This window comes from Sulfitobacter sp. G21635-S1 (genome assembly GCF_027213915.1).
Classification (GTDB): Bacteria; Pseudomonadota; Alphaproteobacteria; order Rhodobacterales; family Rhodobacteraceae; genus Sulfitobacter.
Map to the genome: position 1 here is coordinate 16,138 of NZ_JAPWGV010000023.1, position 13,941 is coordinate 30,078.

12 protein-coding genes are annotated in these 13,941 nt (G+C 60.7%); all 12 read right to left on the reverse strand.

The window, feature by feature from the left end; translation table 11 throughout:
• Nucleotides 1-11: 11 nt before the first annotated feature.
• On the reverse strand, nucleotides 12-2,030 hold the full coding sequence (locus O4H53_RS19700; RefSeq protein WP_269366522.1) for a sigma-54-dependent Fis family transcriptional regulator: 2,019 nt from the start codon (nucleotides 2,028-2,030) through the stop codon (nucleotides 12-14).
• Nucleotides 2,008-2,577 (reverse strand): hypothetical protein, encoded by a 570-nt coding sequence (locus O4H53_RS19705; protein WP_269366524.1) that lies wholly within the window; start codon nucleotides 2,575-2,577, stop codon nucleotides 2,008-2,010. The genes O4H53_RS19700 and O4H53_RS19705 overlap by 23 nt, the downstream gene beginning before the upstream one ends.
• A gap of 222 nt (nucleotides 2,578-2,799) precedes the next feature.
• On the reverse strand, nucleotides 2,800-5,004 hold the full coding sequence (gene katG / locus O4H53_RS19710; RefSeq protein WP_269366526.1) for a catalase/peroxidase HPI: 2,205 nt from the start codon (nucleotides 5,002-5,004) through the stop codon (nucleotides 2,800-2,802).
• A gap of 82 nt (nucleotides 5,005-5,086) precedes the next feature.
• On the reverse strand, nucleotides 5,087-6,658 hold the full coding sequence (locus O4H53_RS19715) for a GMC family oxidoreductase (protein ID WP_269366529.1): 1,572 nt from the start codon (nucleotides 6,656-6,658) through the stop codon (nucleotides 5,087-5,089).
• A gap of 18 nt (nucleotides 6,659-6,676) precedes the next feature.
• A complete protein-coding gene (locus tag O4H53_RS19720) occupies nucleotides 6,677-7,201 on the reverse strand; it encodes a Twin-arginine translocation pathway signal (RefSeq protein WP_269366531.1) in 525 nt (174 codons plus the stop codon).
• Nucleotides 7,202-7,235: 34 nt separating this feature from the next.
• Complete coding sequence (locus O4H53_RS19725) at nucleotides 7,236-7,631, reverse strand: VOC family protein (protein ID WP_269366532.1); 396 nt, start codon at nucleotides 7,629-7,631, stop codon at nucleotides 7,236-7,238.
• A 103-nt stretch (nucleotides 7,632-7,734) separates the two neighbouring features.
• Nucleotides 7,735-8,778, reverse strand: coding sequence for an NAD(P)-dependent alcohol dehydrogenase (locus O4H53_RS19730; RefSeq protein ID WP_269366533.1), 1,044 nt, complete (start codon nucleotides 8,776-8,778; stop codon nucleotides 7,735-7,737).
• 62 nt (nucleotides 8,779-8,840) lie between these two features.
• The gene (locus O4H53_RS19735) at nucleotides 8,841-10,472 is read right to left on the reverse strand and encodes a molecular chaperone GroEL (RefSeq protein WP_269366535.1); all 1,632 of its coding nucleotides are present in this window, start codon (nucleotides 10,470-10,472) and stop codon (nucleotides 8,841-8,843) included.
• Between the two features lie 63 nt (nucleotides 10,473-10,535).
• Entirely contained in the window at nucleotides 10,536-11,339 is an 804-nt protein-coding gene (locus tag O4H53_RS19740) for an iron-sulfur cluster assembly protein (RefSeq protein ID WP_269366537.1), read from the reverse strand.
• Between the two features lie 4 nt (nucleotides 11,340-11,343).
• Complete coding sequence (locus O4H53_RS19745; RefSeq protein WP_269366539.1) at nucleotides 11,344-12,366, reverse strand: amidohydrolase family protein; 1,023 nt, start codon at nucleotides 12,364-12,366, stop codon at nucleotides 11,344-11,346.
• 36 nt (nucleotides 12,367-12,402) lie between these two features.
• Nucleotides 12,403-13,473 (reverse strand): NAD(P)-dependent alcohol dehydrogenase, encoded by a 1,071-nt coding sequence (locus O4H53_RS19750; protein WP_269366541.1) that lies wholly within the window; start codon nucleotides 13,471-13,473, stop codon nucleotides 12,403-12,405.
• 73 nt (nucleotides 13,474-13,546) lie between these two features.
• The gene (locus tag O4H53_RS19755; RefSeq protein ID WP_269366542.1) at nucleotides 13,547-13,921 is read right to left on the reverse strand and encodes an MmoB/DmpM family protein; all 375 of its coding nucleotides are present in this window, start codon (nucleotides 13,919-13,921) and stop codon (nucleotides 13,547-13,549) included.
• Nucleotides 13,922-13,941 lie beyond the last annotated feature (20 nt).

A 13,941-nucleotide genomic window follows, 5' to 3' on the forward strand; every position in this document is an offset into this window, starting at 1 on the left:
TGGAAATCTGGTCAGGTCCGCTCGATGCGATACTGACGCATCTTTCGATAAAGCGTGGGCCGCGAGATTCCCAGCACCGCCGCAACACGTGTCAGGTTGCCTTTTTCTGTCAGTAAGGCCCGGCGGATGGCGCTTGCCTCGATGCTTTCCAGGTCTCCAGAATTGCCGCGCAGGATACTTTCGAGCGTGTCCTCTTCGGTCTCGTCGAAATCGTCTCGAAGTTCCGGAGGCAGATCACGGATCGTCACGACGGGACCCGATCCGACAAGGTAAATGCGTTGAATAGTGTTCCGCAGTTCACGCACATTGCCTGGCCATCGGTAATTCAAAAGCAGGTCGAGTGTGGCGGCGCCGAACGTCATCTTCGCACGGCCGATCTTTTCGGCGTAGTGGTTTGAGAAATGTTCGATAAGCGGAAGGATATCACTGCTTCGTTCGCGTAACGGCGGAACCATGATCGTGACCACCCCAATGCGATAGAAGAGATCTCGCCGAAATGCGCCTTTTTCAATCTCGGACCGCAAGTCGCGGTTGGTCATCGCGACAAGCCGCACATCGACCGGACGCCGCTTGCTGTCCCCCATCCGATAGATTGCGCGCTGCTCCAGCGCGCGCAGCAGATAGGGCTGAAGTTCGATTGGCATGTCTCCGATCTCGTCCAGGCACAGAAGACCGCCGTCAGCCAGTTCGAACTTACCGGGCCGACCTCCGCGAACAGCACCGGTAAAAGCTCCGTCGACATAACCGAAAAGCTCGGCTCCGATCAGATCCCCCGAGACCGCGGCACAATTGAGCGGTACATAGGGTGCGTCGGGCAGCCCAAGCCGGCTGTGGATCAGACGCGCAAAAAGCTCCTTTCCGACGCCGGTTTCCCCCTGGATCAGAACCGAAATATTGGCCTTTGCCGCTCGCTCCGCCAGCTCAATCGCTTCGAGCATTTTCGACGAGGTGCCGATGATCTCGATCGTGTCCTCCGGCACATTCCGCCGCGGGCGTATGGTAAGGCTGCTCTTCTTCAGAGGGACCTTTTTCTGCCCTGACCGTAGAAACAACGCTGCACCCTGATAGGCGTTGTCAAGCATTAAGCGTTCTAACCCCTGCGCCTGCACGTCCGGTGGCAACAGCCTCGGCAGGTCCTTATCTGAAAAAGCCTCAAGGTCTGGCAGGAGTTTGTGCCCGACTAGGAGCTTGTCGGAAGCCGGGAACGACGCGTCGTCCACACCCCGCCGGAATAGGATGCGCCCATTGCGGTCCAGAAGTAAGACGGAACTGTCACTGTGATTGTACTTGGATTGGAGAAACGCCTCGAGAAGCTGAGTCCGGTCTTGCCGCTGCTGTTCCGCCAGCGCGATCTCGATTTCGCGCGCGGCAGCAAGAACTAACGCCACGTTGTGACGGCGAAATATGTCCGGTGGGCCGGAAAGGTCCACGACACCGATCACCGAGTTGTCGAACGGATTGTGGATCGGCGCACCGGCGCATGTCCAGGACTGAACGCCCTCGACGAAATGCTCTGTGGCGTGGACGTACATCGGTTTTCCGGTTCTGAGAACCGTGCCAATCCCATTGGTTCCGACGACATTCTCGTCCCACTGACCGCCGACTTCCAGATGGATGCTTTGCCCCTCTTCGAGGACTGAAGCATCTCCGATGGAATCGATGATCACGCCTTGGTCGTCGGCAAGGATCAGGATAGATTTGGCGTCGCTCAGATGAGGTTCGAGCCGCTTGAATGCGGACAAGGCTGCCCGACAAAGATGCGCGTTGCGCGCCCGGCGCAGATGGATTTCGTTTTCGTCTTTGAACTTCCGCGATGAGAGCGTACCGGCATCGACCCCCAGATCCATACTGCGCTGCCAAGAAGCCAAAATGTCGCTTCTCACATGGCGAGAACGGTCCTCGCCGCTCTGGCCTGACGTGACGAATGTTTCCCAGGCCACACGTATATTACGCTCCGTCGCACGGTCAGGAACTGCATGATTCAGAACAGTTTTGTCGTGGCTTGCCTTATAATAGCTCGCTCGTGTCATCTTCGGGTTGACCGTTCCCTGTCTTGGTTCGGGCAACGGAGCTTTCTCCACCCGAATGCTGCGTCTCCACCAGCCCCAAGCAAGTCCCGAACGTCCGGACGATGTCTTTTTCGGTGAAGCCCGGTCCGATCTCGACGCCATCATAAGATGCAAGGGCATCCCGGGTCTCGTCACAGACAGGAGAGATATAGCCATTCTCTTCTGTCGCGAGGACGAAGCGTTTCGATCCTGCTGTACTGCGGATCTGTCCCAGCAGCTGGATCTGGCGGCCGGTGGACCGATCGGAAAGAACAACACGCCCGTTCAGGCTTACTCTGATATAGGGGTCGGGGTCGTCGGCCTTTGTCGAAGCCGACATGGTATAGATGAGAAGGCCTTCGGGTTTCGGCTGCTCGTTGCGACGGGCCCGGTCCTGTCGCATCTTTGTGAAGCCACCATTGCTGATTTGATCCGCAAGTTTGCGAATCGTTCCGGCATTTTCAGCTATCAGCTTCCGAGCCCGCACGTCTTCAGACCGCGGTCCCTCACGCTTTGAAAATATATCCAAGGCGTTCTCCTCCCATTTTGGACTCTAACACTTCGTCCGCTACAACGCTACGTCAAAACGGACGCATCTTTTTATGCTGCTCAGTTTTTGAGCAGCTTTTTTGACCGACTAATGCCGAGGCGCGCCTGTCTTCCGCATGTAGCGCGTTACTTACAGGTTCTTCGACGACACCCGAACGCCATGTGGCGTTCGGGCCGCATTCACTAGAGCAGCGCAGTCAGATCAGGCCAGATCGAACCGATCCGCACTCATCACCTTGCACCATGCGGCGACAAAGTCCTCAACGAACATCCCGGCGTTGGCTCCGCTGGCATAGACTTCAGACAGGGCCCGAAGCTGCGAGTTGGAACCGAAGACCAAATCGACCCGCGTCCCGGTCCACTTAACCTTCCCGGTACTGCGATCTCGCCCTTCAAAACGTGTCTCTGCATCATCCAGGGGCGTCCATTCCGTGTCCATGTCCAGAATGTTGACGAAAAAATCCGCACTCAGCGTGCCGGGACAGCTGGTCAAAATCCCGTCCGTGCCACAAGTCGCCCCAATGGCACGCAAACCGCCGACAAGGACCGTCATCTCGGGTGCGCTAAGCTTCAATAGCTGTGCGCGATCCACCAACAGCGCCTCGGCCGGATAACGGAAGCTCTGGCTCTGGTAATTGCGGAATCCTTCGGAGAGCGGTTCCATCGGCTCGAAAGATTCCGCGTCCGTCTGGGCTGGGGTCGCATCAGTGCGCCCCGGCTCGAAAGGCACGGAGACACTGTACCCACCCGCTGTGGCCGCCACTTCAACAGCCGCGCAGCCACCCAGAACGATCAGGTCCGCAAGAGAAACCTTTTTACCGTTCGACGCACCACCGTTAAAAGCCGACTGAATGCCACTCAGGGTGTCCAGCACGCGGGCGATGCGCGCGGGATCGTTCGCCTCCCAGTCCTTTTGCGGGGCAAGCCGGATACGGGCTCCATTTGCCCCGCCCCGCTTATCCGAACCGCGAAAGGTCGAGGCCGAAGCCCAAGCCGTCCAGACCAGATCGGCCACCGAAAGGCTGGAGCCGAGGATTTCCGACTTCAACGCCTTTATATCCGCGTCGTCGATCAGCGGATGGTCGACCGGCGGCACCGGATCCTGCCAGATCAGATCCTCGGACGGAACTTCCTTGCCGAGATAACAGGGTTTCGGGCCCATATCGCGGTGGGTCAGTTTGAACCACGCTCGGGCGAAAGCGTCTGCGAACTGGTCGGGATTCTCGTGGAAGCGCTTCGAGATGGGGCCATAGATCGGATCCATCCGCATAGCCATGTCGGCGGTGGTCATCATCAGCGGCACGGTCTGACCAGAGCCGTCGACCTGCGGGGCGCGGTCGTCGTCCCTGAGCGCCTTAGCGTGCCAGATCTTCGCGCCGGCTGGGGATTTCGTAAGCTCCCAGTCATAGCCGAAGAGCACGTCGAAATAGCCCATATCCCACTTGGTGGGGTTCGCGGTCCACGGCCCCTCGATACCCGAGGTGGTGGTGTCCACGCCCTTGCCACTGCCGTGCTTATTCAGCCAGCCAAAGCCCATATCCTGAAGCGCGCCCGCCTCGGGCTCGGAGCCGACCAGCGACGGATCGCCCGCACCATGCGCCTTGCCGAAGGTGTGGCCGCCCGCGACCAGCGCCACGGTTTCCTCGTCATTCATCGCCATCCGGCCAAAGGTCTCGCGGATATCGCGGCCGCTGGCGATGGGGTCGGGGTTGCCATCCGGGCCCTCGGGGTTCACGTAAATCAGGCCCATCTGCACCGCAGCCAGCGGGTTAGCGAGGTCACGCTCGCCGGAATAGCGGCTGTTGGGATTGTCCGACGGCGCTAGCCATTCGGTTTCCGAGCCCCAGTAGATGTCTTCCTCGGGCGCCCAGACATCAGCACGACCGCCACCGAAGCCGAAGGTACGGCCGCCCATGCTTTCGATGGCGACATTGCCGGCAAGGATCATCAGGTCGGCCCAGCTCAGCGCGTTGCCGTATTTCTCCTTGATCGGCCAGAGCAGGCGGCGGGCTTTGTCGAGGTTGCCGTTGTCGGGCCAGGAGTTAAGCGGCGCAAAGCGCTGCGTTCCGGTCGAGGCGCCGCCGCGCCCGTCAGCGGTGCGGTAGGTCCCCGCCGAGTGCCATGCCATGCGGATGAAAAACGGGCCGTAATGGCCGTAATCGGCGGGCCACCAGTCCTGGCTGTCGGTCATCAGCGCGGTCAAGTCGGCTTTGACCTCGTCCAGATTCAGCGCCTTGAACGCCTCGGCGTAGTCGAAACCCTCGGGCATCGGATCGTCGCCGCCCTGCGCGAGGATGCGCAGGTTAAGCTGGTTCGGCCACCAGTCCTTGTTGCCGCGTCCCGCGCGGTTCGTCGCATTATGCATGACTGGGCAACCGCCGGTCTTCTTCAAGTCGTTTCCGTCCATTCTTTCTGTCCCTGTCGTTCATTTCTTTGGGGGAGGGGGCCGGCCCGACACCACGTGGGTGCCGGACCGGAACATCGTGCGCTCAGATGTCGCCCCGGTTCATCGCGTCGGTGATGAACTCAGCCTGACGGATCGCCAACGCGACGATGGTCAGAGTCGGGTTCTCGGCGGCGCCGGTGGTGAACTGCGAGCCGTCGGAAACGAACAGGTTTGCGATGTCGTGGGTCTGGCCATGTTTGTTCACCACGCCGTCCCGCGCCTTTTCCGACATCCGGTTGGTGCCGAGGTTGTGGGTTGACGGGTAGGGCGGCGTAGGGAAAACACGGGTTGCCCCGACTGCATCATAGATCGCCGCGCCCCGTTCATAGGCGTAGTTGCGCATGGCGATATCGTTCGGGTGATCGTCGAAATGTACATCTGGCGCAGGCAGGCCGAAATGGTCCTTCACCTCGCCGTTCAGCGTAATACGGTTGGTCTCCTGCGGCATGTCCTCGCCCACGATCCACATACCTGCCATGTTCTCGTAGCCGTCGAGGGCCGAGGCGAACTCGCGTCCCCAGGCACCGGGATCGAGGAAGGCCGCAGCGAAGGGCAGGCCCACAGACACGGTTTCCATTTCGAACCCGCCGACAAAGCCGCGCGACGGATCGTGGCGCGATTCATCCTGGACGATCCCCGCCATGGTCGTGCCGCGCCACATGCGCACCGGCTGGTCGAAGACCGCATAGACCGAACCGGTGGTGTGGCGCATGTAATTGCGCCCAACCTGGCCCGAGCTATTGGCCATCCCGTCGGGGAACATAGACGAAGCGGAGTTGAGCAGCAGGCGCGGGCTTTCGATGGAGTTGCCCGCCACGCAGACCGCGCGCGCCGCCTGCATCTGCAGATCGCCGTTCTCGTCGAAGTATTCGACGCCCGTCACCTTACCGCTTTCGTCGTGAAGGATTCGTGCCGCGTGGCTCTTGATGCGCACTTCGAGGTTTCCCGTTGCTTCGCCCTCTTCGATCTCGGTATAGGCAGAGGACCACTTTGCGCCCCATTTGCAGCCCTGGAAGCAAAAGCCGGTCTGCTGGCACATCAGGCGATCTCCGTCCTCATGGCTCATTATAGCCATGCGGCCAGTGTGGACTTCTTCGTAACCAAGCGCCTTGGCGCCTTTTTCGAGAACCTTAAAGTTGTTGTTGCCGGGCAGGCCCGGCCAGCCATTGGTGCGGGTCACGCCAAGTTTCTTCTCGGCCCGGTCGTAGTAGGGCGCCATCTCGGCGCTGTCGATCGGCCAGTCGAGCAGGTTGGCCCCCGGCACGTGGCCATAAGTCGTCGCGGCCTTCCACTCGTGGTCTTGAAAACGCAGGCTGGCGCCGGCCCAGTGCACGGTCGAGCCGCCGACGGCCTTTACGATCCAGGTGGGCAAGCCGGGGAAGTCCTTGGCAACGCGCCAGTCGCCCGAGGTGGTGCGGGCATCGGTCCAGGCAAGCTGGCCGAAGCTGTCCCATTCATCGTTGATGTAATCCTCTGGCAGATAGCGCCCGCCGGCTTCGAGCGAGACAACGCTCACCCCTTTTTGGGCCAGCTCGTTGGCAAGGACGCCGCCCCCGGCGCCGGTGCCTATGATCACAATGACGCTGTCGTCGGAATGGTCAAACGGTGCAGACATGAGTGCTTCTCCTCCTGTTCAAAGCCAATTGATGTCGTCGAAGCCACGTTCGATGTAGCCGCCGTGGGAAAAGCTCTCGCCCTCGTAGCCGAATAGCGGCCACACCGCTTTCTGGTTGTAGAGGCCGGTCACGAGACCGCCGCGAATGTTCTGGAAGAAGACGCTTTCTTCGATGGCGCGCAGCAGCTCGACGCGGTCGCGCTCCCACGGGACACCGAGATAGCGGGTAAAGCCGCGCCCCTGCGCGGCGGCGTCCAGCGCAGCGATGCCCGCCTCGATATCGGCGGCGGCCTCGGCACTGTCATAGCCCTTGACCGCGATCACATAATATTCGTCGGAGACGCGGTCATGCGGATAGATATCTCGTGCCATCTGCACCAGAGTCGCAAAGGTCTCGGGCTTCAGGTGCTGCGTTTCCGCTGCCCAGGCTGCGTCCGGTGCGGCGATAAAGCCCGCGCCAACGACAAAGCTCGCGCCGAAGGCGCTGGCCTGCGACAGCAGCATGCGTCGGGTCAGGCCCCGGTTGCTTTCAGATGTGGTCATTGTACTCTCTGTCCTCCTTTACAGATGTGGTGTTTCAAGAAAAACGTCCACTTCGCTCAAGCACTTCGATCTGGTAGCCATCAGGATCGGCCACAAAGAAGAAGCGGGCTACACGGGTGCCGGCGGGCGCGAACTCGACCAGCTTGCGGGGGGCCAACCCCTCGACCTCGAAGCGCGCGTGCTCGGCGTCGAGATCCGCGACCGAGACAGCGAAATGACCGTAGCCGTCGCCAAGCTTGTAGGGTTCGGTCCGGCCCTTGTTTATCGTCAGTTCCAGCTCGAATCCGGCTTCAGGGTTACTGAGATAGATCAACGTGAATTCTGGGAAATCGAGTCGGTCGGCGATCTCGAGCCCGAAGGCACGACGGTAAAAATCGACCGAGCGCGACTCGTCGAGCACGCGGATCATGGAATGGATGGCTTTGGCCATGGGAGCCTCTGCGTTGAAGGGAAAGGGTAAGTCCGTGGGCAGCCGGGAAGGATTTGCTGCCCACGGTATCGGGGTGCGCAGGCACGCACGCCCCGGAGGAAACTCAGGGTACGATGACGCCACGACCGGTGAATTTACGTGCCTTAAAGTCCGAGATGGCTTGATTGATGTTGTCGAGCTTGTATTCGGTCTGATGCATCTTCACTTTGCCGTCAGCGTTCATCTCCATCAGCTCAACCAGTTCGACGAAATCACCAACCAGGCTGCCGCCGATCTTGATCTCGTTAGCGACCAGCTCAAGCGTCGGCACCCGAACCTCGCCGCCGTAGCCGACCATGATCAGCTCGCCGCCTTGGCGCAGCATCTGCCAACATAGGTTTTCGGTGCCGTGCTCGCCGACGAAATCGATGGCCACATGTGCGCCCCCACCGGTCAGATCTTTAATTTGCTCGACCAGATTGGCTCCGCCCGCGATCACAATATCAGCACCCAAGTCCTTGGCCAGCGCCTGTGCACCCGGTTCTTGGTCCACCGCGATGACCCGCGCGCCGCATGTATGCTTGAGCACCTGAAGCGCGATATGGCCGAGCCCACCGATGCCCAGCAAAACCACGTAGCCGCCGGGATGCAGCAGTTTGGCGGCCTTCTTGGCAGCTCGGTAGGCCGTGATGCCAGCATCGGCCATGGGAGCGACCGACAGCGGGGTGATACCAGTGTTCAGCTTGATCACCGCGCGCTCGTTGGTCTTGAAATACTCCGCGAAACCGCCGTCGAGACCGAGGCCCGGAAACTTTCCGTGGTCGCAGTACATGTCATGACCGTACCGACAGCTCAAACATATGCCGCAAGCGTTGAACGGGTGGCAGATCACTGCATCGCCAGGCTTCACCGAAGTGACCGAACTGCCGACATCCTCGACCCAACCGGCGTTTTCGTGCCCCATGATATAGGGCAGGAGGTTGCCATCGCCGTCCATGATGTCTTTCCAAACACCTTCGATGATATGGAGGTCGGTGCGGCACAAACCGGCCGCACCGACCTTGACGATCACCTCGTCCGGAGCCGTGATTGTGGGAGGAGCAACGTCTTCAATCTTCAGCTGCACGTTCATCGCGGGATCGTATTCGTAGAGTCTTGCTGCTTTCATGATCTCTTTTCCTTCTGGCTGAGCGGGCCGCCGGTCAGCGGAGGCCCGAAATGTCCTGAGGCCTATTTTCTGCCAAGCAGCTCGGCACCGCCGCCAAGCGCGGGGCCTTCGGTCGGATCAGCCTCGCCCTCTTCCAGGTCTCCAATGAGGGTCTCGGTGGTCAGGATCAGGGTCGCGACAGAGGCAGCGTTGACGAGTGCACTCGCGGGCACCCGGGCGGGGTCAATGATCCCGGCTTCGAACATGTCGCCGAATTCACCGGTGGCAGCATTGTAGCCGTGGTCCTTCGGCGCGCCGACGACCCGATCAGTCACCGCGTCGGATTCGGCCCCGGCGTTGCGGGCGATCCGGCGCACCGGTTGGGTCAGGATCGAACGCACCAGCGCCACGCCGCGGGCCATGTCGCCGGAGACGGTCAGAGCATCGAGACAAGGCGCGATCTGCGCCAGCGCGGTGCCGCCGCCGGCCACCACGCCATCCTCAGCCGCAGCCCGGACCGCACAAAGCGCGTCCTCGATCAGCTGGATGGTGCGCTTCTGCTCGACCGGGGTGAAGCCGCCCGCATAGATGATCGCGCTGCCGCCGGTGAGCTTGGACAGACGCTCGCGCAGCTTGTCCTTCTCGATGTTGGGCGGGGCCACATCATGCTGACGCTGCACCTGGGCCCGGCGGGCCGTGATGGCGTCCGGGTCGCCCTCGCCGCGCAGGATCGAAGTGTGCGAGGCTTGGGTGCGCACGGTCTCGGCGCCGCCGAGCTGGGCACGGGTGACGTTCTCGACCTTCTTGCCGAGATCGCGGGCCAGAACCTCGCCGCCGGTCAGGATGGCCAGGTCGTCCAGCATCGCTTGGCGCCAATGGCCGTACTCCGGCGGATGCACGATCAGGTATTTCCCGGCCCCGCCGTCTTCCAGCAGGGTGATGACCACCTCAGGCGCGATCTCCTCGGCGATGATCAGCAGCGGGCGGTTTTCCTCGTCGGCGATCCTGCGCGCGGTGTCGAGCACCGCAGGCTTCAGGATCTTCTGATCCGTCATCAGGATCAGCGGGTTGCGTAGCACCGCCTCCATGTGCTCGCGATCGGTCACCATATGGTGCGAGATGTAGCCGCGCTCGAAGGACATGCCCTCCACCACCTCCATGGTGGTGTCGATGGTCACGCCGAAATCCGCCGAAATCACGCCGTCGCGCCCGACGCGGGCATAGGCCTCGGCCACCAGTTCGCCGAGCTTGGGATCGGTGGCGGACACGCGGGCAACGGATTCGAGATAGGCCGGGTTGTCGTCGCAATCGCGGGACGAGGCGTCGATGGCCTCGACGATAGTCTGAACTGCAAGGTCGATGCCGCGGCAGAGATCGACCGGACGCACGCCGTTGTCGGTCAGCTCCACACCGTTCTGGATCAGCGCATTCGCCAGTACGATGGCGGTGGTGGTGCCATCGCCCGCCACGTCGTTGGTCTGCATCGAGACTTCGCGGACCACCTGAGCTCCCATGTTCTCGAAGCGGTCACGCAGTTCGATCTCGGAGGCGATGCTGACGCCGTCCCGGGTCACCAGCGGGGTGCCCACCGGGCGGTCCACCATCGCGTTGAGCCCCTTGGGGCCTAAAGTGGGTTCGACCGCCGCCGCTAGCCGCGCGACACCTCGCGCGAGACATTTGCGGGCGATCTTACCGTGTACCATCAATTTGGCCATATTTTCCTCCTTGGACCCAAATCAGTTTTGGGCCTCCTCCCATTCTTTGACTTGTTTCGTTTCTTAGCGAACGTCCCTTGAAGCCTCTCGAGGCGGAACGCGGCCCGCAATGAAATCGACCAGCGTTGGCCCTTCGGGACCGACCTCAACTTCCTTGTAGCGGCTCTCCGCGAGGCCCCGGCACAGGGCGCCGCTGAACTCCATGTTGATGCGGGTGCTCCTCAGACGGCCAAGATGCGCGCGCAGGTCATCCGCCGCGATGCGATCGCCATGCCAGGTTGGAAAGGCCGGGTCCTGATCCGCCGAGGCGAGTCCTTTCATTGTCACAATGTCGAGATATCGCGGCAACTGCCGCAGCTCATCCTCACCTGTAAAGCGAGTCTGTTTGAGGTCACCCAGAGTCATTGAGACAATGTCGTTCGTCGATTTTCCCTGGGCTTCGAGACCCAGCAGCATGACTTCCTGTCGGCGATCAAAGGCCTTGGCGAGAAACTTCTCTGCCACTTCCTCAAGAACGGCACCATCGCAGTTTTCGGAAAATATCTCATGGAAGGGACGACCGCTATTGACGCCCTTGGTGACCTCGTCGCCGAGGCAATGGTCCAAGAGATGCACATCCATCCCGCGGACCCAAGGTAGAGCCATAACTTCATTGCGGATGCCAAAAGCCATAAGGAAAGCGAAGTTCGGTGAACACCAATAGGTCGGCAGCCGGAACTCGACACGGACCGTAAGGTCGTCACTCACACGCACGGATTCGACGAAGTTCATATCAGTAATCGGCTCGTCGAGTTCGGGATCCGAGACTGCCGCAAGGCAATCCCAGACCTCGAGTTCACGTTCGGCCGTCGATTTGGCTACGAACATCCGATCACTCCGCAGCGATCTGCACAGGTGCGCCAGCAAGCTGCTTTTTCTTGGCTTCGACGTCGATGCCGTACAACTTGGCCGCGTTCAGGCCGAGAATCTTTTCCTTCGCTTGATCGGTCAGCTCAACACCCCGCCCAGCTACGACTTCCTCTGGAAGCTTAAGCGCCCAAAGCCGTTCAACGAGCCAGCGCGGGGTCCAGATGCCGTAGTCGGATCCGAACAGGATCTTGTCCTCGCCGATCCAGAACAGCAGCTCGGTCATGATCTCTGCAAAGTGGCGCGGCCGATTGTAGATGAACGAGAGCGCCACCGCGAGCCCGCCGTAGACGTTCGATTCCTGCGTCGCGATCCAGGTGAAATCGTCGAGCCGGGGCAGGCCACAATGCTCGATGATCCAGTTCAGGTTCTGGAAATCGGTTGCCGCGTAGTCCACATCGCTGACGTCGAAAGCATCCTTCGACAGTGGCTTGATGGTCGGACCCTTGTGAACGTGAATGTTCTTGATGCCCAGCTTGTCGCAAAGCTCGAAGCACTTGTAGGCATCGGGATCGTTGAGGCGCCAGCCCTTGGAGTTTCCGTTCCATTCAGCCGTGTACATCTTCACGCCCTGAATATCGAACTCTTCCTTCATGTAGTGGATGTACTCCAGTGCCTTCTCGCCGTCGCGCGGATCGAAGGTGCCGTTCACAATGAAGCGTTCCGGGTGCCGCTGGGTCATCTTCGAGCTGCGTTCGATCGATGAGAAACCGTTTTTGTAGAAATCCGACAGGTAGGTCGACTGGATGATCGCCATGTCGTCCGGCCCTTCGACGAACAGATCGCGATAAAGGTCATCCTCGGAGTACTTCTCGAACTTCTCCTTGGGCCACCATTCTTCCTTGGGGCTGAAGCCGGTGTGATAGGCATAGAAGCAGTCGATAAACTGCTTGCCATGGATGTTCGCCTGGTTTTCCGGGCTGCCGTCCCAGTAGTGGACATGGCCGTCGAGTACGAAGATCTCTTTGCCTTCGGGTGTGATGTACATGGCTTTCCTTCCTTATAATGACTGGACCTTTTCGGGTCAGGTGGTGATTGCGATCTTCAGCACGCCGTCGCGCTGGTTGCCGAAGAGGTCGTAGGCATCTTCGATGTCGTCGAGACTGTAGCGGTGCGTCACGAGCTCCTTCAGATCGACCCGGCCCGAGCGCACGACATCCATCATCCGGCGCATCCGTTCCTTGCCGCCGGGGCAAAGCGCGGTGCGGATGCTCTTTTCGCCGAGCCCCGCGTCGAAGGCATCGAGCGGAATGGTCAGGTCGCTGGAGTAGACCCCGAGGCTGGATAGCGTGCCGCCCGGACGGATAACTCGCAGCGCCGCTTCGAAGGTGGCCTGAAGTCCGAGCGCCTCGATGGCCACATCGACGCCGCGCCCGTTCGTTAGCTCCATGATCGCGCCGACCGGGTCGTTCGAGGCGCCGATGTCGACCACTTCGTCAGCCCCCATCTTCCGCGCCATGGAAAGTCGTTCGGGGATGCGGTCGACGGCGATAATGCGGCTGGCGCCCATTAGCCGCGCGCCCGCCGTGGCGCAAAGGCCAATCGGTCCCTGGGCGAAGATCGCCACCGTGTCTCCGATCTTGATGTCGCCGTTCTCGGCACCGGCAAAGCCCGTCGACATGATGTCCGGGCACATCAGTACCTCTTCGTCGGTCAGACCGTCCGCGATGGGGGCGAGGTTGGCCATGGCGTCGGGCACCAACACGTATTCCGCTTGGCAGCCGTCGATGGTGTTCCCGAATTTCCAGCCACCGATGGGTTTCCAGCCGTGCTTGGTGCCCGCGCCGTCCTGCGAGCAGTAGCCACACAGGCAGGCGTTGCTCCATCCCGAGGGGGTGATGGCGCCCGCGATCACGCGCTGGCCTTCCTGAAAGCCTTTGACCGCAGAGCCGAGCTTTTCGATCACGCCGACTGGCTCGTGGCCGATGGTCAGGCCCTTTTCAACCGGGTATTCTCCCTTGAGAATGTGGATGTCGGTGCCGCAGATCGTCGTGGTCGTGACCCGCATCAGCGCGTCGTTCGGCCCGACATCGGGGATCGGCTTGTCTTCCAGGACGATGCGCCCTTTTTCGACAAAACACGCAGCTTTCATCATACTTGTCATGAGACCCTCTTGACTGTCTTGTGAAAGCCGGGGGCAGGGAGGTGCAGTGCCCCCGGACAAACGCTCAGATGTATTCCATCACTTCGTTCATGTCGCCGAAGAGGATCACCGTGTTGTCGTCGACCCGGACCATGCGGCCGTAGTGAGTCGAGGTGTTCACCTCGAAGATCTCCGCGGTCATCTCGCGCCCGAGATATTCGGTGATCTCGTCCATCTTGAAGATCAGCTTGCCCTCGCCGTCGATGCGGATGGTGGCGGGGTTGTAGGTCACCGTCACGTTGGGGTTGTTCTCTTCCATGAACTCGGCGATGGCGCGGGCCTCGACGCTGTCGTTCATCGTCACACCGCACTGGTGCGAGACCTCGCGAGAGCTGAGGTCGATCTCGTTCATCGACTTGAAGATGTTTTGCTTGGTTGCGTTGCGCGCTGTGCTGGACATCGCAGTCTCCCTGTTTGGAT